Origin of the sequence: Kitasatospora papulosa (assembly GCF_000717245.1) — a bacterium.
GTDB classification, from domain to species: domain Bacteria; phylum Actinomycetota; class Actinomycetes; order Streptomycetales; family Streptomycetaceae; genus Streptomyces; species Streptomyces papulosus.
Genome location: NZ_JNYQ01000002.1, coordinates 122,616 through 148,767, shown reverse-complemented (window position 1 = coordinate 148,767; position 26,152 = coordinate 122,616). Strand labels below are relative to the sequence as shown.

Here is a 26,152-nt window from a genome sequence, read left to right as displayed (position 1 = left end):
GGGGGCCGTGGCTCCGGGCCACCGACTGCCGCTGTGCCGTGTCGATCTCGCGTACAGGCGGATTCACGGAGTGCGGGAGCCGGGTACCGGGCCTCGACGGATCCGGTTCCCGGCGTGTGGAGTGTCGTCCGACGGCCTCCGCGTCATCCGCGGGGATGGCGCAGGCGCGCCGAGACCCAGCGGGCACGGCGGTGGAGGATACGCGGAATGCCCAGCCGGAGTTCATGGAAATCGCTCACATCGTGCACCCGGCTCAGCGAGCCGCCCCCCTCGTGAATGCTCGGACCGGCAGGAGCGGTCGAGCGGCGGTTGCGTGCTGCGTCATTGAAGTCGCGCGTCCAGCCCATACCCCGACGTCTGCCCCCGACCCAAGGTCGGTAATCGTGAGCGAGTCAGCCAATTGGCTTATGCGGAAGGCAATTGGCTGTTCGTCGGACGTGTGTGCCTCTCGACTACCGGTCGGGCTCGGGGTCCTTGAGCCAGTTGATGAGTTCGGTCGAGAAGCCGACCGGATCCTCCTCGTGCGGGAAGTGCCCCAGACCGTCGAAAAGTCGCCATCTGTACGGCGCTTCGACGTACTCGCCGGATCCCGCGGAACTGCGTGTCCTTACGGCCGGATCGAGCGATCCGTGAAGATGCAGCGTCGGCACCCGGACGGGGCGCTTCATCCGCCGGTTGAACTGGACACCGTCGGGACGCGCCAGTGAACGCACCATCCAGCGGTACGGCTCGATCGAGCAATGAGCCGTCGACGGGATGCACATCGCGCGGCGGTAGACGTCCACCGTCGCGTCGTCCGGGAACTCCTGGGTGCGGGGGCCCGACCAGTCGCGGATCATCCGGGCGACCAACGCCGCCTCGTCCGCGACGAGCTGACGCTCCGGTACCCAGGGGCGCTGGAAACCCCAGATGTGCGAACCTGCCCGGGACTGAGCGAGGTCCGAGAGCATCGAGGAACGCCAGCGGCGCGGATGCGGCATCGAGGACACCACGAGCCGTCGCACCAGTTTCGGCCGCATCACGGCAGCCGTCCAGGCGAGATATCCGCCCATGTCGTGCCCCACGAGCGCCGCGTCCGGTTCGCCGAGGGAACGGATCACGCCGGTGACGTCGAGTGCGAGGTTCGCGGGATCGTAACCCCGGGGCGTACGGTCGCTGCCGCCGACTCCGCGGAGGTCCATCGCGACGGCGCGGTAACCGGCGTCGGCCAGGGCGGTCAGCTGATGGCGCCAGGTCCACCAGAACTGCGGGAAGCCGTGCAGCAGCAGAACCAGCGGCCCGTCGCCCAGCTCGGCGATGTGGAAGCGTGCGCCGTTGGCTGCCACATCGCGGTGAGTCCACGGTCCGTCGATGCGGACAGGGCCGCCGGAACCGGCGGCCGGCCCCAGCGGGCCCACCGGGCCGGATGTGCTGAAATCGGGGTCGGTCATGTGGACGAGCGTGTCACAGAGACCGCCTTGTCCTGGACAGGACGGTTCTCGATGGCCCTGTCCGAGAGCGTGCTGCCCTGCGCCTGCTCGATCGCGAGCACCCCGGCGGGGCGCGGGTGCGGCTTGACGCCCTGCAGGACCGCCGCGGTCTGCTTGGCCGAGGCGATGGACTTCTCCGGCGGCTTGACCTTCTTGAACTTGGCGAGCCCGAAGAGGGCGATCAGAATCCCCAGCAGGATGAACGCACCGCCCACGATCAGGAACGACCAGGCCAGTCCGAGCCCGAGATTGTGGATCCCGTATGCCGCGGCGAAACTCAGCACGGGGATCGCGAAGAGGATCAGCACACCCGTGACGATGAACGCCACACTGCCGATCACGCCGCGCTTGACGTCCTGACGCACCTCGGCCTTGGCCAGTGCGATCTCGTCGTGCACCAGCGCGGACATCTCAGCGGTCGCCGAAGCGAACAGCTGTCCGAGACTACGGTCGGTGCTGCCCGCGTAGTTGCCGGGGTCGCTCATCCCTGACTCCCTCTCCTCTTCCGTACATCCGATGTCAGATCATGCCGGACTGTCCGGCTTGCTGCTCGTTGCCCCCGCCCGTTCGGCAAGGCGGCGGTGCTCGGCCGCCTTCCGTTCGTGGATCGCGGCCATGCGCAGGTGGTACTCCGGGTCGTCCTGTTCGTAGACGTCGGGAACTCCCGACGCGTCCGCGTCGAGTTCCTCGGCCTCGTACAGCGCCCTGTATCTGCGTACCCGCAGTTTGAGCAGTACACCGGAGAGTACGGCCGCAATCAGGGATCCGATGAGGACCGCGGCCTTGACCTCGTTGATCATGTCGTCGTCGCCGGCGAAGGCGAGCTCCCCGATGAGCAGCGAGACGGTGAAGCCGATGCCGGCCAGCGTGGCCACCGCGAAGACATCGGCCCAGGCGAGGTCCTTGTTCAGCTCGGCCCTGGTGAAGCGGGTGACGAGCCAGGTACCGCCGAAGATGCCGACGGTCTTGCCGACGACCAGACCGAGAACCACACCGAGCGTTTCGGGCCGGGTGAAGACGCCTGCCAGAGCATCGCCCTTGAGGGTGACGCCCGCGGAGAACAGGGCGAACAGCGGGACCGCGACGCCCGCCGACAGAGGGCGCACGAGGTGCTCGATGTGTTCCCCGGGGGAATGCGTCTCTCCCTCGCGCCGGGTGCAGCGAAGCATGAGGCCCATTGCCACACCCGCGATCGTCGCGTGGACCCCGCTGTTGTACATGAGGGCCCAGATGACCAGGGCGAGCGGTACGTAGACGTACCAGCCACGCACACCCGTGCGCAGCAGTACGTAGAACACGGCGAGGCCGAGGAACGCGCCGCCGAGCGCCAGGAGGTCGATGTCCTCGGTGAAGAAGACCGCGATGATGAGGATGGCGAACAGGTCGTCGACGACTGCGAGGGTCAGCAGGAAGGCACGCAGCGCTGCGGGGAGCGACGTACCGATGACTGCGAGGACGGCCAGTGCGAACGCGATGTCGGTGGCGGTGGGCACGGCCCAGCCGGCCAGGGACCCGTCACCCAGCACCGTGGTGACCGTGTAGACGACTGCGGGGACGGCCATGCCGCAGAGTGCCGCCGCGACGGGCAGGGCGGCGGCCCGGGGGTCGCGGAGCTCCCCGGCGACCAGCTCACGTTTGAGTTCGACCCCCGCCACGAAGAAGAACACGGCGAGCAGTCCGTCGGCGGCCCAGTGGGACACCGAGAGATGCAGTCCCAGCGCTTCCGGGCCGAAGTGGAAATCGCTGACGGAGGTGTAGGCGGCGCCGAAGGTGTTGGCCCAGATCAGCGCGGTGACGGCGGCGACCAGCAGGATGACGCCGCCCACCGTCTCGGTGCGCAGGGCCTCGGCGACGTAGTTGCGTTCGGGGAGGGATAGCCGGCCGAGCAGGGTACGGCGGCCGGAAGGGGAAGAGGGCGGGACCACGAGGGAGACCTCCGGGTCGGATGACGGCAGTGGTGGCATGGCGGATACACATGCCGACCAGACTTCCCGGCGCCCCTGTGAACATTTCTATGCGGTTGTCGCCGAGTCCTCGCACCTGCCTGCGGACCGGCGGCACGTACCGGCGTGAACGTGCCCGTGAGCCGCCGGGTGGCCGGACTGCGGACGCGTACTGCTCGACGTGATCACCACTGTACCCGGGGTACGGGGAACGTATCCGGATCCGCTGCCCGCCGCTCGGCGGGGGTTCCCGGAGTCGTCCGCCTCTGTCTCTCCGCGCGCGACGCCCGGCCTCCGACAGCTTTCGGCGGGGCCCCGCCCAGGACAGCGCGGAGGGGCACCCGGTTGCTCCGGGTGCCCCTCGACGGTGTGCGGACGGGCACTTCGACCTGGCCGTCCGGACCTCTGGTCCGTTCGTCCTTGCAGGTCCCGCCGGTCCTGCTTGTTCGTCTCGCTCTAGTCGTCGGACGAAGCCGAGGGCAGCTGTGTCTGGATGAGAGCCATGACCGAGGAATCGGTGAGCGTCGTGACATCGCCCAGCTCGCGGTTCTCGGCGACATCCCGGAGCAGGCGGCGCATGATCTTGCCGGACCGGGTCTTCGGCAGCTCGGCCACCGGAAGGACGCGCTTGGGCTTCGCGATCGGACCGAGCGTGGTGCCGACGTGATTACGCAGCTCGGCGACCAGTTCCTCGGACGCTGTGGCGGTGCCACGCAGGATCACGAAGGCCACGATGGCCTGACCCGTCGTCTCGTCGTTGGCGCCGACCACGGCAGCCTCGGCGACCGCGGGGTGCGACACGAGAGCCGACTCGACCTCGGTGGTCGAGATGTTGTGCCCGGACACGAGCATGACGTCGTCGACCCGGCCGAGCAGCCAGATGTCACCGTCCTCGTCCTTCTTGGCGCCGTCGCCCGCGAAGTACTTGCCCTCGAAGCGGGACCAGTAGGTGTCGATGAAGCGCTGGTCGTCCCCCCAGATGGTGCGGAGCATCGACGGCCACGGCTCCGTGAGGACGAGATAGCCGCCCCCGCCGTTCGGTACCTCGTTGGCCTCGTCGTCGACCACGGTTGCGGAGATGCCGGGCAGGGCCCGCTGGGCCGAACCGGGCTTGGTCGGCGTGACTCCCGGGAGGGGCGAGATCATCATGGCGCCGGTCTCGGTCTGCCACCAGGTGTCCACGATGGGACAGGTGTCGGCGCCGATGTTCTTGCGGTACCAGATCCAGGCTTCCGGGTTGATCGGCTCACCGACCGAGCCGAGGACACGCAGGGACGTCAGGTCGAACTTCGCGGGGATGTCGTCTCCCCACTTCATGAACGTACGGATCGCGGTCGGCGCGGTGTAGAGGATCGTGACGCCGTACTTCTGGACGATTTCCCAGAAGCGTCCCTGGTGGGGCGTGTCGGGTGTGCCCTCGTACATGACCTGCGTCGCACCGTTGGCCAGCGGACCGTAGACGATGTAGGAGTGGCCGGTCACCCAGCCGATGTCCGCGGTGCACCAGTACACGTCGGTCTCGGGCTTCAGGTCGAAGACCGCATGGTGCGTGTACGCCGCCTGGGTGAGGTAACCCCCGGAGGTGTGCAGGATGCCCTTGGGCTTACCCGTGGTCCCCGAGGTGTACAGGATGAAGAGCGGCTGCTCCGCTTCGAAGGCCTCGGGAGTGTGCTCGGCCGACTGCCGGCCGGTGATCTCGTGCCACCACACGTCTCGGCCCTCGGTCCAGGCGGTGTCCTGACCGGTGCGACGGACCACCAGGACGTGCTCGACGCTGTCGATACGGGAAACGGCGTCGTCCACGGCCGGCTTCAGTGCCGAGGGCTTGCCGCGCCGGTAGCCGCCGTCCGAGGTGATGACGACCTTGGCGTCGGCGTCCTGGATGCGGGCTGCGATGGCATCCGCGGAGAAGCCGCCGAAGACCACCGAATGCGCTGCCCCGATACGGGCGCAGGCCAGCATCGCCACGGCGGCCTCAGGGATCATCGGCAGGTAGACCGCGACCCGGTCTCCCTTGCCCACGCCGAGTTCGGTGAGTGCGTTCGCCGCGCGGGAGACCTCGTCCTTCAGCTCGGCATAGGTGATCGCACGGCTGTCGCCGGGCTCGCCCTCGAAATGGATCGCGACCCGGTCGCCGTTGCCCGCCTCGACGTGGCGGTCCACGCAGTTGTACGCGACGTTGAGCTTGCCGTCGGCGAACCACTTGGCGAAGGGCGGATTGCTCCAGTCGAGCGTCTCCGTCGGCTCGGTGGCCCAGCTGAGGCGGCGGGCCTGCTCGGCCCAGAAGCCCAGCCTGTCCGCTTCGGCCTGCTCGTACGCCTCCACCGTCACGTTGGCGTTCGCGGCCAGATCGGCAGGCGGTGCGAACCGCCGCTCCTCCTTGAGCAGATTGGCCAAGCTTTCGTTGCTCACGACATCTCCCATTCCCAGGGTGTCCGTTGTGTCCCGGGGGACAGCTCATCAGGCCGCGGGCCAGGTGACAAGTGTCTGCCGGAAATTGGTTTAGACCTGTGTCCCGCGCGGCGGAACTCACGGGTCCCGCTTCCGCAGACAGCGCTGCGCGGTGCGAAAGCGGGACCACAAGGTCTCACGGACCGGATGAGGGAGTGGTTCAGGCACCGACCGTGGTGCCGGGGGCTGCTTCCAGTGCTTCGGCTTCGGACTCCACACCCCATACCGCACCGGGTGCGACTCGGGCGAAGACCTCGTCGGGCCCGGTTCCTGAACTGGCGCCCTCGGTCAGGAGGTAGGCCTGGGCTTCGCCGACATGGAAGTACATGCCGTGCAGCTGCAGGGTGCCTGCTGCCAGTCTGCGTGCCACCGACTCATGGGCACGCAGGTGTTCCAACTGCTGGACGACGTTGGTCAGACAGAGCTGCTCCACCGCGTCGGTGGGCAGTCGGCCGGCGATGCGCGCCCAGGAGTGGTGACGGGAGCGCATGCGCTCCAGGCTCGGCAGTCCGTGCCGCAGCCAGCGCCACAGAGGTGTCCGGGGCGTTTGCGGCTCTGCGCCCAACAGGGCCTGCATGGCGCCGCATCCCGAGTGGCCGCAGACGGTGATGGATTCGACTTCCAGCACGTCCACCGCGTATTCGATCGCGGCAGCCACGGAGTCGTCGTTACCCGTCGCCCCCTCGGTGTCCGGCGGTGGCACCAGATTGCCGACATTGCGCACCGTGAAGAGATCGCCGGGGCCGCTCGCGGTGATCATGCTGGTGACGAGGCGGGAGTCGGCGCAGGTGAGGAAGAGCTGTGACGGCCGCTGCCCTTCGGCGGCGAGGCGGGCCAGCTCCTCACGGACGAGAGGCGCGGTGGTGCGCTGGAACGAACTGAGCCCGCTGAGGAGTCGATGGGACCCGTGCCGACGGCTCGATGAGCCTGCCGGGGGTGTGGTGGCGGGGGTGATCCTGGGAATGACGTCCGAGGGCGGAGCGGCCACGGTCGTTGTGGTGTCCTGTCCACCGTCGTGGCAGTGGTGGTTGCGCCACGGTGTCCAAGGACGGCAGCACGAGTGGGCCGCCGACGCCGGTTCGGCGATCCGGCCGCCGGAGCGCCCGGTGAACTCGATGTGACCGCCCATCGCGGTCTGCGCCGCGTACCAGTCCTGGATCGTCTCGTACGCGGCGTGGTCCATGAAGAAGCCGTCCAACTCGACCACGGCGTCCACTCCGTGGGGGAGTCTTCCGAGCAGGCGGCTGAGCCGGGGGACGGCCAGGAAGGTCAGCTGCCCTCGAGCGGTCACCAGGTAGCGGCCGTCCTGTTCCGTCACGGTGATCCTGGTGCGGGCGAGCCGGTGCAGCGCGACGGCGACCGCCACGACGATGCCGATCGCCACGCCCTCGAGCACCCCGGCGAGGATCACCCCGCTGATGGTCGCGCCGTACACCAGGAACTCCCGGTGCCTGTGGACCTTCCGGATGTGGGCGAAGTTGACCATCTGGATGCCGACCACCATCACCAGGGCGGCGAGCGCGGCCAGGGGGATCCACTCAAGGGCTGTGACCAGCAGCAAGGCGGCCAGTAGTACCCAGACTCCGTGCAGCACGGTGGAGGCACGGCTCTCCGCGCCGGCACGCACGTTCGCCGAACTGCGGACGGCGCCACCGGACACGGCGAGGCCTCCGACCAGTCCCGACACCGCGTTGGCGATGCCCTGGGCCCGGAGCTCACGGTCCAGGTCGGCTCGTCTGACCGGTGGGGGAGGCGGGGTCCCGTCCTTGGCCGTCGTTGTCGACCGGTCGGCGGCGAGCTTGTCCACGGAGACCGCGGCGAGCAGGGATTCCAGACTGGCGACGAGCATCACCGTGAACACCGCTGCGGCGAGCGCCGCCACCGGGCCGTGCGGCAGCTCGGGCATTGCGTGCGAGCGCCAGGAGGGCAGGTCCACGCGGTCGATTCGAGGTGTGGCCACAGCTGCGACAGTCGTGGTGAGGGCCACTGCGGCCAGCGCCGCAGGAATTCTGCTGAGCGACCCACCGATCCGTCCGGGCAGGCGTGGCCACACGATGAGGAGAAGGATCGTGAGCGCGCCGATGACGAGGGCAGCCGGCTCGGACCGGGCCAGGTGCGAGGGCAGCGACAGCGCATTGTCCAGGGCCGAGCTCTCCGGTGCCCCGCCGAGCACGATGTGCAACTGGGCGAGGGCGATGGCCACGCCGATACCCGCGAGCGTGCCGTGAACGATGGCCGGGCTGACGGCGAGTGCGCTGCGGGCTGCTCTCAGCGATCCCAGCAGGATCTGCAGGAGGCCCGCACCGACGGTGATCGCGCACGTGGTGCGCCAGCCGTAGACCTGGATCAACTCGGCTGTCACGACGGTCAGTCCTGCGGAGGGGCCGCTGACCTGGAGGGGCGTTCCGCCCAGGAGCCCAGCGACGATTCCGCCGACCGCGGCCGAGACGAGGCCGGCGGCGAGTGGGGCGTCCATGGCCACGGCGAGACCGAGAGACATGGGGACGGCGATCAGGAAGACAGTGATCGATGCGGACAGGTCCGCACCCGAGACGCGGAAGCGCCGGCGGTGAGGAGGCGGCGGACTGTGCGGACGCTTGATTCCCGAGTCGCTCGAGGGGCGCGAACTGCGGGACGAGTGGTTGTTGCGGGTAGGGACGCAGGCAGACATTTTCCCGTCTCCTCCGGGGCAGCGCGGTCGCGGTAGGTGTGTGACGGCGGCCGTTGAGCACGGCGTGCAGCGGTGGGGCACAGCGGCGGGATTTCCAACTCTCCGTAAACGAATCGTAATGGAGAGTAAAGAATGGTGTCCATGTTTTCGAGCAAATAGCCCAGAGCGTCACCCCTTCAAGTGAATAAGCAGCTTTTCATTCGGCTTGTCGTACTGATTCCGGTGGGGCCGCGTGTGAGGTTGACGGCGCCGTGTCGGCACTTCAACGCACGAATCCTGCAAGGAAGAGGGTGGACGGATGATGGCCGCCACGAAGCGGATCGCACTGGGTGCCGTGGTCGCGGCACTCGTCGCCGGCCTGGCCGGTTGCTCGGACGCCGGCCCCGGGACCGTTCCCGATGCGGGCGAGAAGTCAGCCCCCGGCGCGGAGGGCAACTCTCCCGCCGCGGCGCCGAAGGGGCCGGTCAACCTCATCGGTGACGGTTCGACCGCGTTCACGGGGGCCCAGCCGAAACTCCCCGTCGCCAAACGCCTCAGGCCCGGTCAGAAGCCCCCGCAGTTCGTGGTGTTCTCGTGGGACGGGGCAGGTGAGGACAGTCAGAAACTCTTCTCGCATTTCCGTGCGGTCGCGAAGAAGTACGACGCGAGGATGACGTACTTCCTCAGTGGCGTGTACCTCCTTCCGGAGGAGAAGAAGGGGCTCTACGACCCGCCCCAGCACTCCGCGGGCCGCTCCGACATCGGTTTCAACGACACCGAGGGGATCCGCCACACGCTCACGGAGCTGCGGGCGGCGTGGCAGGACGGCAACGAGATCGGCACCCACTTCAACGGGCACTTCTGCGGACCGGAGGGGGGAGTCGGGACCTGGTCGGTCGAAGAGTGGAAGAGCGAGATCAGCCAGGCGAAGTCGTTCGTGAAGAGCTGGAAGACCAACACCCCGGCCCTCAAGGGTGAGGCACCGCTCCCCTTCGACTACGACAAGGAGCTGATCGGAGCCCGCACCCCGTGTCTGGAGGGGCAGAAGAACATGGTCGCGGCCGCGCGGACCATGGGATTCCGTTACGACTCGAGCGGCGTCGGCAACCAGGTCTGGCCGGCCAAGAAGGATGGCCTCTGGGACCTTCCCCTGCAGCTCGTCCCGGTGCCGGGACGAGCCTTCGAGACTCTCTCGATGGACTACAACTTCATGTTCAACCAGTCCGGCACGACTCAGGGGGATCCGGCGCAGCACGAGTACTGGGGCAACCAGATGCGAGACGGGCTGCTCCAGGCGTTCAGTCGCGCCTACAACGGCAACAGGGCTCCACTGATCATCGGCAACCACTTCGAATCCTGGAACGGTGGCACCTACATGCGTGCGATCGAGGAGACGATCAAGACGGTCTGCACCCAGCGGGACGTGCAGTGCGTTTCCTTCCGCCAGCTCGCCGACTGGCTGGACGCTCAGGACCCCGCGACGCTCGACAAGCTCGGGACCCTGAAGGTGGGGCAGGCGCCGAAACCGGGCTGGGGCGCGTTCCTCGCAGGGACCGCTCCGGCCCAGAAGCCCGCGGGTAGCCCCGTGCCCGCCAGGCCGGCCGACCAGCCGGCAGGCAGGGCGGCCGACGGCAGCGCGGACTAGGGGCCACCCTGCGGCACCGTCCCTCCGGCTCAGGCCGGTTGTGCGGCGCTCGGTTCCGAGAGGTGTTCATGCAGGACGAAGGCGGGGTCGACCTGGGCAGCCAGGTCGGCGCCCGTCTTCTCGTTGCCCCAGCTCTCCGCGTTCTTCAGATGGAAGTGGACCATCTGCCGCGTGTAACGCTCCCAGTCGCGCAGCTCGTACGAGTCCTCCGCGGCGTTCTGCAGGGCCTGCAGCGCCATCCGGTTGTCCGCCTCGAGCAGCTCGAACGGCGCCGGACGGCCCTTCTCCATCGTCCTGACCCAGTCGGACTGGCCGATTCCGACCAGAAGGTCGTCACCCACCTCGGAGCGCAGGAAGTCGAGATCGTCCTCGCCCTGCACCTTGTTGCCCACCACCTTCAGCGCGACGCCGAAGTCCCGTGCGTAGTCCTTGTACTGGCGGTAGACGGAGACACCCTTCCGGGTCGGCTCGGCAACCAGGAACGTCATGTCGAAGCGGGTGAACATGCCCGACGCGAACGAGTCCGACCCCGCCGTCATGTCGACCACCACGTACTCGTCCTGGCCGTCGACGAGGTGGTTGAGGCACAGCTCCACCGCCCCGACCTTCGAGTGGTAGCAGGCGACCCCGAGATCGGTCTCGGTGAACGGCCCGGTGGCCATCAGCTTGATCTCCCCGTCGTCGAGCCGGACCGTGCGGGCGCATGCGTCGTAGACGGGGTTGTCCTCCCGGACGCGCAGGAGCCGGGACCCCTCTCCGGGGGGCGTCGTCTTGATCATCGTCGCGGCGGAGGAGATCCGGGGATTGGTCCCGCGGAGGTAGTCCTTGATGAGTGGCAGCTGCGCACCCATGGCGGGCAGCGCGGCGGCCTCGTTCTCGTCCAGACCCAAGGCGGCGCCCAGATGCTGGTTGATGTCGGCGTCCACAGCTACGACGTGGGCTTCATTGGCAGCGAGGTGGCGGATGAAGAGCGAGGACAGCGTTGTCTTTCCGCTGCCGCCCTTCCCCACGAAAGCGATCTTCATGTTCACCTAGGGTAGCCGCATAGTCGCTCGCTGCTGTCGTTCTTCGTGAAGAACGCCACTCCCTGGCGGTATCGGGGCCCTAGGCGCGTAGCCTCCCTACTTATGAGTACGACTCCTTCGGACCCGCTTGCCGCCCTGGGGGACCTGCCGGGGGTCGCCGACGCGGTGGACTCCGTACGCAAGGCCGTGGACAGGGTCTACGGACACCGGGTCATGCGGCGCCGCAGCAACGAGGTCACAGCCGAGGCGGCCCTGCGTGGAGCCCGCGGTTCGGCATCTCTCTCCGGGGCCGACTGGAATCTCGAGGAAGTGCGCCGACGCACGGACTTCAGCGGCGAGGATGAGGCCCGCATCGTCGGAGCCGCTCTGAGGCTCACCGCGGAGGCAGGGCAGTTGCTCTCGATCTGGCGGCAGTCACCGCTTCGGGTCCTGGCCCGGCTTCATCTTGTCGCAGCAGGCGGTGCAACTCCCGACGACACGGTCGGCAGGCCCCGGCTGGCCGGTGAGCCGGTCGACGAGCCACTGATCGAGGCGCCCGTCCCCGACGCGGACGAGGTGTCCGGACGTCTTGAGGGGCTGTCGCAGCTGATCATCGCCGGCGGCTCCGCGCCCGCTCTGGTCACGGCCTCGGTGGTGCACGGTGAACTGCTGGCGCTGCGCCCCTTCGCGTCGCACAACGGTCTCGTCGCCCGGACCGCCGAGCGCATCGTGCTGATCGGTAGCGGCCTCGACCCGAAGTCGATCTGTCCCGCCGAGGTCGGTCATGCGGAGCAGGGACGCGCGGCCTATGTCGCAGCGTTCGAGGGATACGTCTCGGGAAGCCCTGAGGGGATGGCCGCATGGATCGCGCACTGCGGCCGCTCGGTCGGACTGGGTGTCAGGGAGTCGACGGCGGTGTGTGAGGCGCTGCAACGCGGCGCGGCGTAGGTGCCGCTCCTCCGGGGGCTGGGGGCCGCGCGTGTGAGGGATTGGGCCTGTGGGTCAAGAGGCTTCGGAAAGGGTTGCGGCGGTACCGTTTCCGGTACCGCCGCTGGCACGTCCGCCCAGTTACCAAGCGTCCTCGATATGTGCCCATCAGGTCGGGTTCTTTGCCCGTCACCTGGTGCGGCTGGCCCGTAATCGACGGGTCGACGTCGCGTGGGTGCTCGACTTCCGTGCTCGGTCCGTGGGGCCTCATGTGCGTAAAAGGTGATCCTCGCGGATGTCCCTGGTCTCGCGGGCCGTTGAATCCTTTGTACTCCTGGACCAGAGGGAGTGGAAGGTTCTGCCGCTTTTCTTTACTTTTGCATTCAAATGCAGGCGACTACGAGTATTGCCGAGGGGGCGGCTGCGCGGTGGTGAGCCGCACTGCCGGGCTCGGGGGTGAGGTCGGCCCGGCCGCACGTCTGTCAGGTGGCGAGCGTCGAGGCCCGGCGCCGGTTGGTGTACCAGACCAGTCCGGCGGTCACGGCAGCCGCGCCCAGTGCGGCCGCGGCCACCAGTGCGGGGCGTGGTGGCATCGAGAACGCGGGCAGACGCTGCTTGAGACGAACGGGGCGGTCGAAGACGAGAATCGGCCACTCCCTGAGGGCTGCCTCGCGTCGCAGGGTCCGGTCCGGGTTGACGGCGTGCGGGTGCCCGACGGACTCGAGCATCGGTACGTCGGTTGCCGAGTCGCTGTACGCATAGCAGCGTGAGAGGTCGTAACCCTCTGATTCGGCGAGAGCCTTGATCGCCTCGGCCTTGGTGGGGCCGTAGGCGTAGTACTCGATTTCGCCTGTGTAGCAGCCGTCGTCACCCACGACCATCCGGGTCGCCACCACTCTGTCCGCACCGAGCAGTTCTCCGACCGGTTCGACGACCTCGGCGCCCGAGGTCGAAACGATGACCACGTCGCGCCCGGCGGTGTGGTGCTCCTCGATGAGGGTCGCCGCCTCGTCGTAGATGATCGGGTCGATCAGATCGTGCAGGGTCTCGGCGACGAGGTCCTTGACCTGCTGGACGTTCCATCCCTTGCAGAGCGCTGAGAGGTATTCACGCATCCGCTCCATCTGGTCGTGATCGGCACCTCCGGCGAGGAACACGAACTGTGTGTACGCGGTGCGCAGTACAGCGCGTCGGTTGATCAGCCCGCCTTGGTAGAAGGACTTGCTGAAGGTCAGTGTCGATGACTTCGCAATGACCGTCTTGTCCAGGTCAAAGAAGGCTGCTGTACGCGGCGAGAAGCAGTTTTCCACAAAGGTGAGCATAGGGGCCCGCCATTCGGCGTAAAGTCCGGTGGGTGGGTTTGCTTGAGAAGGTGCTCGGGTACACCATGGAAGTCACGGATCGTTCGCGACCGTGCTAACCCGGTCCGACTCCTCCCCCCCCGAGTCGGCCGTGGGGACGACCCCCGCTCTCCCCCCCGGCGGGGGTCGTCGCATGTCCGGACGGGTTTTCAGACAGTGGATCGAGGCACTCTCTCCCCTGTCAGCCTCCACCGACCACTTCTGGCGGCGACGCACTCGATCATCCATGGTCACTTTGCGTAGCGGAAGTGCTGCGCTGTGAAAGTCCCCTGTACGAGCTACCGAGTTATTCACAACGTCGGAGGTGTCCACAGTTTCTGGGCAAGATCCACATGTTTTTCCGTGGAGTCGCATGGTGATTCCACCCGTGAAGTCCGCGGGTTCCGGAATCGCGTCTCTCGGAAGCGTTCGAGATCGCCGCGAAACCGCACTGAGGGGCAGTGGGAGGGGCGGAGATCGTGGCTGGATCTTTCATGGGCGAAGGCCCGTCGAGCATCGAAGGGTGCCGGAGCGGACCGCTGATCGTGACCGAGGACGCCGAGCTGCTGGACGATCTGCTCAGGTTGTGCGCGGCGGCAGGAGCGGTTCCCGAGGTCCATCACGGACCTCCGGGCGAGAGGGGCGGCTGGGAAAGGGCCCCGATGGTTCTGGTGGGCGACGACGCGGCGGGAGCATGCCGTGGGATTGCCCGCAGGCCTGGCGTCATGCTCGTCGGCAGGGATCAGGACGATCCTGATGTATGGCGCCGCGCGGTGGAGATCGGTGCCGAGTACGTGCTGAGGCTGCCCGATTCCGAAGGGTGGCTCGTCGACCAGATCGCCAATGCGGCGGAAGGCGTGGGCAGATCGGCGCTCACCGTCGGAGTGATCGGAGGACGTGGTGGTTCCGGTGCGTCCACGCTGGCCTGTGCGCTCGCCGTGACAGCGGCGAGGTCAGGTCGGCGGACCATGCTCATCGACGGGGATCCTCTGGGTGGCGGGATCGACGTGTTGCTGGGCGGCGAGATGTCCGAGGGCCTGCGGTGGCCGGATTTCGCCCGTTCGAAGGGGAGAGTGGGTGGAGGGGCGCTGGAGGAGTCCTTGCCGGCGTTGCACGGGCTGCGCGTGCTCAGCTGGGGCAGGGACGACGAGGTGGTCGTTCCGCCGCAGGCCATGCGATCGGTGCTCGCCGCAGCGCGTCGACTCGGCGGTGTGGTGGTCGTCGATCTGCCGCGGAGGGTCGACCAGAGCGTGGCGGAGGCGCTGGCTCAGCTGGATGTCGGACTGCTGGTCGTGCCCGGGGAGCTGAGAGCTGTCGCGGCGGCGCAGCGCGTGGCGTCGTCCGTCCGCATGGTCCTGGAGGATCTGCGGATCGTCGCCCGGGGACCCTACTCGGCCGGGCTGGACGAGCACTGGGTGGCGAAGGCTCTGGGACTGCCGCTCGTCGGCGATCTGCCCCCGGAGACCGGGTTGTCCGCGGCCCAGGACAGCGGCTCGCCCCCGGGCACGAGTTCCCGCGGGACGCTTGCTCGTTTCTGCAACGCCTTCTGGGAGCTGGCGGACACTCCGGCACGCTCGGACGGCGCTCTGTCCCGGCCTCGGGTGGGAGAGACGCGATGACCGACGCGTTGTTCGATGCCGTGCGCCAGCGACTGGCCCGTAGCGGTGTGGCGCCCACTCCCGCGGGGGTGGCAGCCGCCCTCAGGGAACAGGGCCGGCTGCTCGGTGACGCGGAAGTCCTCGGCGCGGCCGAGGAACTGAGGGGCGAGCTTGTCGGCACCGGGGTGCTGGAGCGGCTGCTGGCCGACCCTGCGGTGACCGATGTGCTGGTGTCGGCTCCGGACCGGGTGTGGGTGGACCGCGGTGGTGGACTCGAGCTGACCCGGGTCGTCTTCCAGGATGCGGCCGCCGTCCGGCGGCTGGCTCAGAGGCTTGCCGCGGTGGCGGGGCGCCGGCTGGACGACGCCCGGCCGTGGGTGGACGCCAGGCTGCCGGACGGAACGCGCATGCACGCGGTCCTGCCACCGGTGTCCGTCGGCTCGACGTGCCTCTCCCTGCGTGTGGTGCGGCCCAAGGCCTTCACGCTGGCGGAGCTTGTGGCGGCGGGGACGGTTCCGCCCGGCGGAGACCGGTTGCTCAAGGCGCTGGTAGAGGCCAGGGTCTCGTATCTGATCAGCGGAGGAACCGGAGCTGGGAAGACGACCCTGCTGTCAAGCCTGCTGGGTGTTGTCGGTGAGCGGGAACGCATCGTGCTGGCCGAGGACTCGGCGGAACTTCGGCCCGATCACCCGCATGTCGTGCGACTGGAATCGCGTCCCGCCAACCAGGAAGGTGCCGGACGGGTGACGCTGCGGGATCTTGTGCGTCAGGCGCTGCGCATGCGTCCTGACCGCCTGGTGGTGGGGGAGGTCCGGGGCGCCGAGGTGACGGAGCTCCTGGCTGCCCTCAACACCGGACACGAAGGCGGATGCGGCACGGTGCATGCGAACGCGGCCGAGCATGTTCCGGCACGTCTGGAGGCTCTGGGGACGGCTGCTGGCCTCGACCGGGCGGCTCTGCACAGTCAGCTGGCCGCGGCGCTCTCCGTAGTCGTCCACCTTGTCCGGGACAGGAACGGGCAGCGGCGCCTGTCCGAGGTCCATGTACTCGAACGCGATTCCGCGGGCCTGGTCGTCACTGTGCCCGCCCTGAGTTGGAGCGCCCGAGGGTTCGTTCCGGAGCGGGGTTGGGAGCGGCTCGGCCTGCTGGTCGGGGAGCAGCTGTGACGGCGACCGGCTTCCACGAGCTGATGCGTGTACCGGAGTGCGTGATGGCGGGCTTCACGGGTCTGGCCGGCGGGTTGGCCGTGGCACGGGACACCGGAGCGCGGCGGGCCAGAGCCTTGACTGGTCGACGGTGGCAGACGCAGCGGTGGCCGGCCGTATGGGCTGCGGTCCGCCCCCTGCTCGAGCGGCGGCGGGAATGGCTGTGTGTCCCTGTGGCGGCCTTGCCGGCCTTGGTGGGGGAATCGGTGCTGCCGTTGCTCGCCGGCGCTGTGGCGGTCCCTCTCGCGAGGCGCTGGCTGGAACGGAGGGAGCGGCGGCGCGCGCGAGAGAAGGCGGCCCACTCGGTGACGGTGCTCTGCGGGGCGGTGATCGGAGAGTTACGGGCTGGACGTGAGCCCGGGCAGGCCTTGCTCATCGCCGCGCGTGATGCCGACGCACTGGGCACTTCCGGGCCCGCCGTGTTGGCCGCAGCTCGGTTCGGCGGCGATGTCCCGGCCGCCCTGCTACAGGCCTCGGCCGGCCCGGGTCTCGACGGTCTCGCCGGGATGGCGGCCTGCTGGCGGGTCGCTGTGAATGGCGGAGCCGGACTCGGGGCAGGCCTGGCCCGGCTGGAGGGCGCGCTGCGGGGGGAGAGGCGGCGGCGGGAGGAGCTACGTGCGCAGCTTGCCGGCGCGTGGTCGACGGTGGTGGTACTGGCGTTGCTGCCGATGCTGGGGCTGGGACTGGGGGCGGCGCTCGGAGCGGACCCGCTGAGGGTTCTCCTGCACACCCCGGGCGGGCTTGTCTGCCTGGTGACAGGCGGCGCTCTGGAGGCCGCAGGTCTGTTCTGGGCCTCACGGATCGTACGGGCGGGGGAGGCGGCATGAGTCCGATGTCCGTCCCGGGGGATTGGCCGACCACGGCCGGGCTGGTCGGGGCTGCTCTGGGCACAATCGCGTACCTCACTCTCACGATGACCGGCAGACGCAGCGAGCTGCGCGTACGCAGGCGGGGGGACGGGCTGACCAAGTCCGGTGTGAGCAGGCGGAGACGGGGGTTGCTGGACCTGCGTGGCGCGAGCCGTGGTCCTGCCCGCCTGTGGGCGATGTTCCTGGGTGTCTGGGCGGTTGGCTGGGTGCTTGTCGGTGGGATCGCGGGATGCGGGGTCGGCCTTCTGGCGGCGTACGGAGTGCGGCGGTGGCGGCGCTCCGGCAAGGGGTGTGCCGCAGCCGGTCAAGAGGCTGATGTCGCTCTGATCGCCCGGCAGCTGCCGATGACCGCGGATCTCTTGGCCTCCTGCCTCTCGGCGGGAGCCGGGCCGCGGGAGGCGGCGGAGGCGGTCGGGGAATCCGTCGCAGGTCCGGTCGGGGAGCGGCTGGCTCGTACGGCAGCAGTGATTCTCCTCGGCGGCGAACCGGACGAGGCGTGGCGCCGGTTCGGGGAGTTGCCAGGTGCGGCGCCACTCGCCCGCTGCATGGCACGAGCCTCGTCGACGGGTGCGCCCGCGGCGGAGCCTGTCTCCGGGCTGGCCGACGAGATACGCGCCGAGCGGGCGAGTGCGGCCGTGGCGCGTGCTCAGCGGGCCGGCGTGCTGATCACCGCGCCGGTGGGGCTCTGCTTCCTGCCCGCCTTTCTGGCGGTGGGAGTGGCACCGGTGGTGATCGGGCTGGCGACGGGGCTCTCGCGAAGCGGCTGAGCCTCGGCAGGCGCTCGGCCCCGGCCCGTGCCGGCGCGCGGGGGCGATCCGATGGCGTGGGGTCGTTTGGCTGACGCGGGGCGTCCGACGTGGTCGGGGCGTTCGCCTATGCGGGGCGATCCGGCGGTCGGGCAGCGGTCCGGGCCGAGCTCACGCGTGGGTCCGATGCATGACCACGACTGGGCGCCGGAGCCGGACGGCCGATGGTTCCCGAGCGTGAGGCGGGAGTCCGGCCGGCTCCATGCCGGCCGGTAGCGCCGGATCAAGAGTTCTGGGTGGAACAACATGACGTCCGAGACATGGGGGTTGGAAATCGTGCTCGAAATCGGCGGGAAGTTCATGGAGCGGTCGCTGAGTGTTCTGCGTGGTGTGTGGCGCGCCAGGTTCGGCAGGCGTGCCGGCTGCGGGGGCCTTGACCGGGGGATGACAACGTCCGAGTACGCGGTGGGGACCATCGCCGCCTGCGCATTCGCTGCGGTGCTCTACAAGGTGGTGACCAGCGGAGCCGTGCTGTCGGCGTTGCAGTCGCTGATCAAGGGCGCCCTTGATGCGAAGTTCTGAGGGGGCCGCCGGGCGCAGGAGCGCCGACCGGGGTGCGGTGACGGCGGAGGCCGCCATGGCCCTCACCGTGCTTGTGGCGTTCGTCTTCGCTCTCGTCTGGGCGCTGGTGGCTGCGGCGGACCAGATCCGCTGTGTGGATGCCGCCCGCGCCGGAGCACGGGCGGCGGCCCGGTCCGAGCCCGAGGCCGCGGTGCGTGCCGTTGCCCGGGAGTCGGCGCCGGACAGGGCTCGGGTCGCTGTGGAGCGTGCGGGGGGACTGTGGCGGGTCAGGGTGGAGGCACCGACGCCGGGGCCGGGGGCACTGGCCCTGACCCTGAGCGCCGAGGCGGTCGCCCTGGCCGAGGACACCGTGGGGACGGAGGACGGATCCGTGGGGATGGAGGACACCGCTTCAGGGACGGTGGACGGAATGGGGATGGAGGAGGGCGTGGGGGCGGAGCCGTGAGGAGGAGAGGGAGCGGAGAAGGTGCTGAAGACCGAGGGCTGGCGACTGTCTGGGTGGCAGTCACGACTGCGACGCTCTGCGCGGTGTTTGCGACGGTGCTCGCGCTCGGGCAGGCCGTGGCGGCCCGTCACAGGGCCGGTGGCGCCGCGGACCTGGCGGCGCTTGCCGCGGCCGATCAGGCACTCCGGGGTGTGGAGGCGGCCTGCGGGGAGGCCACGAGGGTTGCCGCGGCCCAGGGCGCGGAGATCGTGCGCTGCGGAGTCAGGGGCGAGATCGCCGACGTAACGGCTCGTGCACGCTTCGGACCCTACGCACCCGAGGTCAGGTCGAGGGCGGGGCCACCACAGGCCTCGCCGTCCGGCGGTGCCGTCGGTGCCGTTGTCTCCGCCCGGGAAGTGGAACCGCGCGGTGCGTTCCTCAGCCGGCGCCGTCCGGTCGTGGGCCCTCCGTGCTCTCCGCCGAGGGCGTCTCCCCGGGATCGGGCGGCGCCGTCCTGAGCAGCTCGGTCAGGAGTCGCACAGCGCCTCGTTTGTGCAGTGGGTCGTTGCCGTTGCCGCACTTGGGGGACTGGATGCAGGACGGACAGCCCGCCTCGCACTCGCAGGACGCGATGGCCTGCCGCGTCGCGGTGAGCCAGGTGCGGGCCGTGTGGAAGGCGCGTTCCGAGAAACCGGCACCACCGGGGTGGCCGTCGTAGACGAACACCGTGGGCAGGAGCGTGTCGGGGTGCAGGGGCACGGAGACACCGCCGATGTCCCAACGGTCGCAGGTGGCGAAGAGCGGCAGCATCCCGATGGAGGCGTGTTCTGCCGCGTGCAGGGCACCTCCGAGGATCTCCGGGCTGATCCGGGCCGCGTCCAGCTGGTCCTCGGTGACCGTCCACCACACGGCGCGGGTGCGCAGGGTGCGCGGCGGCAGGTCGAGCTTGGTCTCACCCAGGACCTCTCCGGTGATCAGCTTGCGGCGCAGGAAGGAGACGACCTGGTTGGTGACCTCGACGGAGCCGAAGCAGAGCCGCCCGTCACCCCACGGAATCTCGGTGTCGGTCTCCAGCACGGAGATCGCTGTCGTGTCGCGGGCGTTGGTGGAGTAAGGGGGGACGGCTTCCTCCACCAAGGCCACCGAATCCTCCAGATCGAGGGCTCGGACCAGGTAGGTCCGGCCCTGGTGCAGGTGGACGGCGCCCTCGTGGACGGAGGTGTGCGCGGCCGCTTCGTCGACGGTCCCCAGCAGCCGGCCGGTGTCCGCCTCGACGATCTGGACCGGACGGCCGCCCGCGCCTCGGATGTCGGTCAGGTCGGCTGCGCGTTCACGGCGCGTCCAGTGCCAGCCAGTCGTCCGTCTGCGCAGCAGCTTCGCGGCCTCCAGCTGCGGCAGAAGCTCGGGCACCGTGGGGCCGAAGAGCGCGATGTCGTCTTCCGTGAGGGGGATCTCCGCAGCCGCGGCGCACAGGTGCGGCGCGAGGACATAGGGGTTGTCCGGGTCCAGGACGGTCGACTCCACCGGCTGGTCGAACAGCGCCTCGGGATGGTGGACGAGGAATGTGTCCAGCGGATCGTCCCTGGCCACGAGGACGGCGAGGGCGCCCTGCCCCGAGCGCCCGGCGCGCCCCGCCTGCTGCCAGAGCGAGGCCCGGGTCCCCGGGTAGCCGGCGATGACGACGGCGTCCAGGCCCGAGACGTCGATGCCCAGCTCCAGCGCTGTCGTGGCGGCCAGTCCGAGCAGGTCACCGGAGTGCAGGGCTCTTTCCAGGGCCCGGCGTTCCTCCGGCAGGTATCCGCCGCGGTAGGCGGCGACCCGTCCGGGGAGCGAGCGGTCCACCTCGGCGAGTCGCTCCTTGGCGATGACGGAGATGAGCTCGGCGCCCCGCCTGGAGCGCACGAAGGCGACCGAGCGCACACCCTGAACGGTGAGGTCGGTCAGGAGGTCGGCGGTCTCGGCGGTGGCCGTACGGCGCACCGGAGCCCCCCTCTCGCCGTGCAGATCGGTCAGCGGCGGTTCCCAGAGTGCGAAGACCATTTCCCCTCTGGGCGACGCGTCGTCGGCGACCTCCTTGACGGGCAGGCCTGTGAGACGCCCTGCGGCGACGGAGGGATGCGCGGCGGTGGCGGAGGCGAGGAGAAAGACGGGATCGGAGCCGTAGCGGGCGCAGAGGCGGCGTAGCCGGCGCAGCACCTGGGCGACGTGGGAGCCGAAGACGCCCCGGTAGGTGTGGCACTCGTCGATGACCACGAAGCGGAGGGCGCGCAGGAACGAGGCCCACCGGGGGTGGGAAGGAAGGATGCCTCGATGCAGCATGTCGGGGTTGGTCAGCACGTAATTGGCGTACTGACGCACCCATTCGCGTTCTTCGACCGGCGTGTCCCCGTCGTAGACCGCAGGCCGGATCGCCGAGCCGAGCGGCGTCGCGAGTGCCTTCACCGACCGGCGCTGGTCGGCAGCCAGAGCCTTGGTGGGGGCGAGGTACAGGGCGGTGGTGCCTCGGCCGTTCGGGGCATGGGAGCCGTCGAGGAGGGTACTCAGTACCGGAGCCAGGTAGGCCAGGGACTTTCCCGACGCCGTCCCGGTGGAGATCACGACTGACTCGCCGTCCAGCGCGTGTTCGGCTGCGGCGGCCTGGTGGGTCCACGGATGGTCGATTCCGGCCTGACCGATTGCGGAGATCACTTCTGGCCGGATGCGATCAGGCCAGGTGGCATGGGTTCCCGCACGCGGGGGCAAGTGCTCCGTATGAGTGATGCGCGCTGCCCGGCCCGCCGATGCGGCGAGCCGGTCGAGAACCACTGCGGGAGAGGGGCGCGAGCCTGCGTTCCCGGGTGGTCGACTGGGGCGGTGATTCTTGGCCATCGGCACCGAGTGTGTCACTGGCGTGACGGACAATGGTCCCAAGGCGTCGTGCATGGCTGCTGGTAAGTGATTGAATGCCATCGCGGCTGGCGATCCGTCCCCTGGCCTCCGTCGGGGAGACCGAGGGGCGACCGCTCGATAGCAAGGTGCTGGAGGATCCGTGGACCTGTCCCTGTCGACTCGCAATGTGTCCGGGCCTGGTGGCGACCGTACGGTCGTCGAGGTCGGTGGCGAGATTGATGTGTATACCGCGCCCAAGCTGCGCGAGCAGTTGGTCGAGTTGGTGAATGACGGCAGCTACCACCTGGTTGTCGACATGGAAGGCGTCGACTTCCTCGACTCCACCGGCCTCGGCGTGCTTGTGGGCGGCTTGAAGCGTGTGCGGGCCCATGAGGGCTCGCTGCGCCTGGTGTGCAACCAGGAGCGCATTCTCAAGATTTTCCGGATCACAGGCCTGACCAAGGTGTTTCCCATTCACACCACGGTCGACGAGGCTGTCGCGGCCACCGACTGAGTCGGTGCAGGCCGGCCCCGCCAGGGTCGGCAGGCATGGCGGTGACGGACCGGCAGGCGGCAGCAGTCGGGCCGCCATGAGCAGGCGGTCGACCACATGGTCGGCTGCCGGCTTCGTCGGTTCCCGGGGGAGAATGAGAGCAGGGGTACCGGGCGCCATGCCCGGGCCCCTGAGAAGCACGTCCATACGTTCGAGGGGGATGGCATGCCAACCGTTGAACTCCGCTTCAGCGCTCAGCCCGAACACGTCAGGACGGCCCGCCTCGTGGCAGCCGCAGTGGCGCGCCGGGCCGGCGTGGACGAGGCGGTGCTCGACGAGGTCAGACTCGCGGTCGGCGAGGCGTGCAGCCGCGCCGTAGGGCTGCATCGGAGCCATGGCATCGCCGCCCCTGTCACGGTCGTTCTGACCGAGGACGAGAAGGCGTTCTCCATCGAGGTCGGGGACGGGCATCTCGCCACGGGGAGCGACGCCTCGGCACCGGGAGCGCCTGGTGGCGGAAACCCGGATGTCGCGGAGACCGAAGCGGACAGCGAGGACGAGATGGGCCTCGCGGTCATCAGTGGCCTGGTCGACGACGTGGAAGTCCGTACGGGTGCGGACGGCGGAGTGATCCGTATGACTTGGCCGACGACTCCGGCCGTGATGCTTCCCTGACTCACCCCGCCCGGCGCTGTCGTTCAAGCCCGGCGTGATGCACCAGCCCGCTGCGGCCCCTGCTTGATTCACGATCACCGGGCGCCGCGACCCTCGGACGCGCTCGCACTGCCCGGACGCGTCCGTCCTGCACGGGACCGCCCGCCCTGCACGACCCGCATCATGCGGGCCTCTCGCGACGCGACGAGACGAGATCGAGGCGGACGAGGCCGCTGAGGCTTGAGCATTTAGGCCTGATCCTCAAGCTTGATCCGCAGGCCCTGATCCGCAGGCACAATCCTTCAGGCACCGTCCGTCCGGCACCCGGCACCCGCTGGTCGGCATCCGAACCCGAACCCCCCCACACCCCGTGCCCGACCTCCGTCGCCCGGCCTCGCGCACTGCCGCTTTCGGGTCCGGTGGGTGGGGCCCCTGCCGCCCAAGCTCCTTCGCGCCTGATCGGTGATCTCCGGGAATTCCTTGTGTGTCATGTGCCGGTCCCATTACTGCATTCGGGCCCAAGGGTGTGCGAGATCATTTGCCATTGGGTGGACGAAAAACGATTTCATTGACCACCCGCTGTTTTGATCGGATTCTTCTCCCTACAATCCGTCCACGTCTTGAGCGCTCAGCGTCAAGGAGGACGTATGGCGGAGTTCGTCAACACCCCACTCGCAGAACTGACGTACGTTTCCGTACCTTCCGGCCGGTCCACCTCACTCGCATCCGCAGTACTCACCGACGGCAACCGGATGATCGTCGTCGTCATCGCGGTCGTCGCCCTTGCCGCGCTGGTCGTGGCCCGGCTGCTGGCGCGCCAGGTGCTGGCTGCCGGTGAGGGTACCGAACGCATGAAAGAGATCGCGGCAGCCGTCCAGGAAGGCGCGAACGCCTATCTGGCCCGACAGTTGCGTACCGTCGGCATTTTCGCCGTGGTCGTCTTCTTCCTGCTTCTGCTGCTTCCGGCCGACAACTGGTCGCAGCGCGCGGGGCGCTCGCTGTTCTTCCTGGTGGGGGCGCTTTTCTCGGCGGCCACCGGATACATCGGCATGAGGCTCGCCGTCCGCAGCAATGTGCGCGTGGCAGCAGCCGCGCGGGAGGCGACTCCCGCGCAGGGTGAACCGGAAAGAGATCTCACCACGGTTTCGCACCGGGCGATGAAGATCGCTTTTCGTACCGGTGGTGTGGTCGGCATGATCACGGTGGGCCTCGGTCTGCTCGGTGCGTCCTGCGTGGTGCTCGTCTACGCCGCCGACGCGCCCAAGGTGCTGGAAGGGTTCGGCCTCGGCGCCGCGTTGATCGCCATGTTCATGAGGGTCGGCGGGGGCATCTTCACCAAGGCCGCCGATGTGGGCGCAGACCTCGTGGGCAAGGTGGAGCAGGGAATCCCCGAGGACGATCCGCGCAATGCCGCCACCATCGCCGACAACGTGGGTGACAACGTCGGCGACTGCGCGGGCATGGCCGCGGACCTCTTCGAGTCGTACGCCGTGACCCTCGTGGCCGCGCTCATCCTGGGCAAGGCGGCCTTCGGGGACGCGGGGCTCGCCTTCCCGCTGATCGTGCCTGCGATCGGGGTGGTCACGGCGATGATCGGGATCTTCGCCGTCGCTCCCCGGCGTGCGGACCGCAGTGGGATGAGCGCCATCAACCGCGGGTTCTTCGTGTCGGCGGTGATCTCGCTCGCCCTCGTGGCAGTGGCCGTCTTCGTCCATCTGCCGTCCTCCTACGCCGAGCTCGACGGCGTCACGGACGGGGCCATCACCTCGCACGGCGGAGATCCGCGTGTCTTCGCACTGGTCGCCGTGGCCATCGGGATCGTGCTGGCCGCTCTGATCCAGCAGCTCACCGGCTACTTCACCGAGACCGGTCGGCGTCCGGTGCGGGACATCGGGAAATCCTCGCTGACCGGGCCGGCGACCGTCGTGCTGGCGGGCATCTCCATCGGCCTGGAGTCGGCGGTCTACACCGCCCTCCTGATCGGGCTCGGCGTCTACGGGGCGTTCCTGCTCGGCGGCACGTCGATCATGCTGGCGCTCTTCGCGGTGGCCCTGGCCGGCACCGGGCTGCTCACCACCGTGGGCGTCATCGTCGCGATGGACACGTTCGGCCCGGTCTCCGACAACGCCCAGGGCATCGCTGAGATGTCAGGGGACGTCACAGGAGCGGGAGCCCAGGTCCTCACGGATCTGGACGCCGTCGGCAACACCACCAAGGCCATCACCAAGGGCATCGCGATCGCCACGGCGGTGCTGGCGGCGGCCGCGCTCTTCGGCTCGTACCGGGACGCCATCGCCACCGCGGTCGACGACGTGGGAGCAGGGGCGGGGGAGCTCGGGCTGAGTCTGGACATCTCGCAGCCGAACAACATGGTCGGCCTCATCGTCGGAGCCGCGGTCGTCTTCCTCTTCTCCGGGCTGGCCATCAACGCGGTCTCCCGTTCGGCGGGAGCCGTGGTCCACGAGGTTCGCCGGCAGTTCCGGGAGCACCCGGGGATCATGGACCGCACGGAGAAACCCGAGTACGGACGCGTGGTCGACATCTGCACCAAGGATGCTCTGCGCGAGCTGGCCACACCCGGCCTGCTCGCCGTCCTCGCACCCATCGCGGTGGGGTTCACCCTGGGGGTCGGGGCCCTCGGTTCGTTTCTCGCGGGTGCCATCGCCACCGGGACCCTTATGGCGGTCTTCCTCGCCAACTCCGGTGGCGCGTGGGACAACGCCAAGAAGCTCGTCGAGGACGGTCACCACGGGGGCAAGGGAAGTGACGCCCATGCGGCGACGGTCATCGGTGACACGGTCGGCGACCCCTTCAAGGACACGGCGGGCCCGGCCATCAACCCGCTCCTGAAGGTGATGAATCTCGTGGCGCTGCTGATCGCCCCGGCGGTGGTGCAGTTCAGTTACGGGGAGGACGCGAGCCCGGGCGTCAGAGCCCTGGTCGCCGTCATCGCCGTGGTGGTCGTCGTCGGCGCGGTCCACGTGTCCAAGCGACGGGGAATCGCCGTGGGTGACAGCGACGGTCCGACCGGCGGTGGCGGTGGCGCGGGTGCTGGTGACGGCCCTGCCACGTCCACCGGGCCCGCTGCTCTCCGGTGATCCCGTCGGTCCCGGCAGGAGTTCCTTCCGGGTGACGTCCGATCAGAGGAACGGTGGGCGCCATGCTCTGACGTGGTGTCCGCCGTTCCCAGGTCCCGGAGGGCGGCGGCCACGGAATGGATCCGTACAGGTGTCCGAGTGAATGGGTGAGTGGTATCTCCCTCACTTCTCTTGGTGCAAATGGCT

Annotated in this window: 21 protein-coding genes; 12 read left to right on the top strand and 9 right to left on the bottom strand. The window is 69.0% G+C overall.

What is annotated here, in order from left to right; translation table 11 throughout:
- Positions 1–143: 143 nt before the first annotated feature.
- The 6 genes from IA22_RS37480 to IA22_RS0106110 form a co-directional block, all read right to left on the bottom strand.
- A complete protein-coding gene (locus IA22_RS37480) occupies positions 144–347 on the bottom strand; it encodes a hypothetical protein (RefSeq protein ID WP_015577750.1) in 204 nt (67 codons plus the stop codon).
- 105 nt (positions 348–452) lie between these two features.
- Positions 453–1,430: an alpha/beta fold hydrolase gene (locus IA22_RS0106130; protein WP_014155453.1), complete on the bottom strand. Its 978-nt coding sequence runs from the start codon at positions 1,428–1,430 to the stop codon at positions 453–455.
- Positions 1,427–1,954 (bottom strand): phage holin family protein, encoded by a 528-nt coding sequence (locus IA22_RS0106125; RefSeq protein WP_030122951.1) that lies wholly within the window; start codon positions 1,952–1,954, stop codon positions 1,427–1,429. The genes IA22_RS0106130 and IA22_RS0106125 overlap by 4 nt, the downstream gene beginning before the upstream one ends.
- A 39-nt stretch (positions 1,955–1,993) precedes the next feature.
- Entirely contained in the window at positions 1,994–3,433 is a 1,440-nt protein-coding gene (gene nhaA / locus IA22_RS0106120; RefSeq protein WP_051694776.1) for a Na+/H+ antiporter NhaA, read from the bottom strand.
- Between the two features lie 435 nt (positions 3,434–3,868).
- The gene (gene acs, locus IA22_RS0106115) at positions 3,869–5,836 is read right to left on the bottom strand and encodes an acetate--CoA ligase (protein WP_014155456.1); all 1,968 of its coding nucleotides are present in this window, start codon (positions 5,834–5,836) and stop codon (positions 3,869–3,871) included.
- Between the two features lie 187 nt (positions 5,837–6,023).
- Positions 6,024–8,534 carry a SulP family inorganic anion transporter gene (locus tag IA22_RS0106110; RefSeq protein ID WP_030122949.1) on the bottom strand — a complete coding sequence of 837 codons (2,511 nt, stop codon included), beginning with the start codon at positions 8,532–8,534 and terminating at the stop codon, positions 6,024–6,026.
- 298 nt (positions 8,535–8,832) lie between these two features.
- Here IA22_RS0106110 and IA22_RS0106105 point away from each other — a divergent pair, with 298 nt between their 5' ends.
- On the top strand, positions 8,833–10,158 hold the full coding sequence (locus IA22_RS0106105) for a polysaccharide deacetylase family protein (RefSeq protein WP_015577747.1): 1,326 nt from the start codon (positions 8,833–8,835) through the stop codon (positions 10,156–10,158).
- 29 nt (positions 10,159–10,187) lie between these two features.
- Here the strand turns inward: IA22_RS0106105 and IA22_RS0106100 are convergent, their stop codons facing one another.
- A complete protein-coding gene (locus IA22_RS0106100; protein ID WP_014155459.1) occupies positions 10,188–11,183 on the bottom strand; it encodes an ATP-binding protein in 996 nt (331 codons plus the stop codon).
- A 102-nt stretch (positions 11,184–11,285) separates the two neighbouring features.
- Between IA22_RS0106100 and IA22_RS0106095 the strand changes: the two genes are divergently transcribed.
- On the top strand, positions 11,286–12,110 hold the full coding sequence (locus tag IA22_RS0106095; protein ID WP_015577745.1) for a Fic family protein: 825 nt from the start codon (positions 11,286–11,288) through the stop codon (positions 12,108–12,110).
- Positions 12,111–12,571: 461 nt separating this feature from the next.
- Here the strand turns inward: IA22_RS0106095 and IA22_RS0106090 are convergent, their stop codons facing one another.
- Positions 12,572–13,411, bottom strand: coding sequence for an HAD family hydrolase (locus tag IA22_RS0106090; protein ID WP_014155461.1), 840 nt, complete (start codon positions 13,409–13,411; stop codon positions 12,572–12,574).
- Positions 13,412–13,923: 512 nt separating this feature from the next.
- Here IA22_RS0106090 and ssd point away from each other — a divergent pair.
- From ssd to IA22_RS35055, 7 genes are all read left to right on the top strand, one after another.
- On the top strand, positions 13,924–15,048 hold the full coding sequence (gene ssd, locus IA22_RS0106085) for a septum site-determining protein Ssd (RefSeq protein ID WP_037829545.1): 1,125 nt from the start codon (positions 13,924–13,926) through the stop codon (positions 15,046–15,048).
- Positions 15,045–16,193, top strand: coding sequence for a TadA family conjugal transfer-associated ATPase (locus IA22_RS0106080; protein WP_030122947.1), 1,149 nt, complete (start codon positions 15,045–15,047; stop codon positions 16,191–16,193). Before ssd ends, IA22_RS0106080 begins: the two co-directional genes overlap by 4 nt.
- Before the next feature lie 23 nt (positions 16,194–16,216).
- Positions 16,217–17,059, top strand: coding sequence for a type II secretion system F family protein (locus IA22_RS37475; protein ID WP_051694781.1), 843 nt, complete (start codon positions 16,217–16,219; stop codon positions 17,057–17,059).
- Positions 17,056–17,868 carry a type II secretion system F family protein gene (locus IA22_RS0106070; protein WP_030122945.1) on the top strand — a complete coding sequence of 271 codons (813 nt, stop codon included), beginning with the start codon at positions 17,056–17,058 and terminating at the stop codon, positions 17,866–17,868. Before IA22_RS37475 ends, IA22_RS0106070 begins: the two co-directional genes overlap by 4 nt.
- A gap of 285 nt (positions 17,869–18,153) precedes the next feature.
- Positions 18,154–18,429: a DUF4244 domain-containing protein gene (locus IA22_RS34720; RefSeq protein WP_014155466.1), complete on the top strand. Its 276-nt coding sequence runs from the start codon at positions 18,154–18,156 to the stop codon at positions 18,427–18,429.
- Complete coding sequence (locus IA22_RS0106060) at positions 18,416–18,874, top strand: TadE family type IV pilus minor pilin (RefSeq protein WP_030122942.1); 459 nt, start codon at positions 18,416–18,418, stop codon at positions 18,872–18,874. The genes IA22_RS34720 and IA22_RS0106060 overlap by 14 nt, the downstream gene beginning before the upstream one ends.
- Positions 18,871–19,371 carry an Rv3654c family TadE-like protein gene (locus IA22_RS35055; protein WP_266371357.1) on the top strand — a complete coding sequence of 167 codons (501 nt, stop codon included), beginning with the start codon at positions 18,871–18,873 and terminating at the stop codon, positions 19,369–19,371. The genes IA22_RS0106060 and IA22_RS35055 overlap by 4 nt, the downstream gene beginning before the upstream one ends.
- On the opposite strand, the gene IA22_RS0106055 is transcribed toward IA22_RS35055, so the two are convergent.
- A complete protein-coding gene (locus tag IA22_RS0106055; protein WP_030122941.1) occupies positions 19,292–21,802 on the bottom strand; it encodes a DEAD/DEAH box helicase in 2,511 nt (836 codons plus the stop codon). The two genes, IA22_RS35055 and IA22_RS0106055, sit on opposite strands and share 80 nt — an antisense overlap.
- Before the next feature lie 79 nt (positions 21,803–21,881).
- Between IA22_RS0106055 and IA22_RS0106050 the strand changes: the two genes are divergently transcribed.
- From IA22_RS0106050 to IA22_RS0106040, 3 genes are all read left to right on the top strand, one after another.
- Positions 21,882–22,235 (top strand): STAS domain-containing protein, encoded by a 354-nt coding sequence (locus tag IA22_RS0106050; protein WP_003967428.1) that lies wholly within the window; start codon positions 21,882–21,884, stop codon positions 22,233–22,235.
- A 204-nt stretch (positions 22,236–22,439) separates the two neighbouring features.
- Positions 22,440–22,889 (top strand): ATP-binding protein, encoded by a 450-nt coding sequence (locus tag IA22_RS0106045; RefSeq protein WP_014155469.1) that lies wholly within the window; start codon positions 22,440–22,442, stop codon positions 22,887–22,889.
- A 626-nt stretch (positions 22,890–23,515) separates the two neighbouring features.
- Positions 23,516–25,966 carry a sodium-translocating pyrophosphatase gene (locus tag IA22_RS0106040; protein WP_014155470.1) on the top strand — a complete coding sequence of 817 codons (2,451 nt, stop codon included), beginning with the start codon at positions 23,516–23,518 and terminating at the stop codon, positions 25,964–25,966.
- Positions 25,967–26,152: the final 186 nt, after the last annotated feature.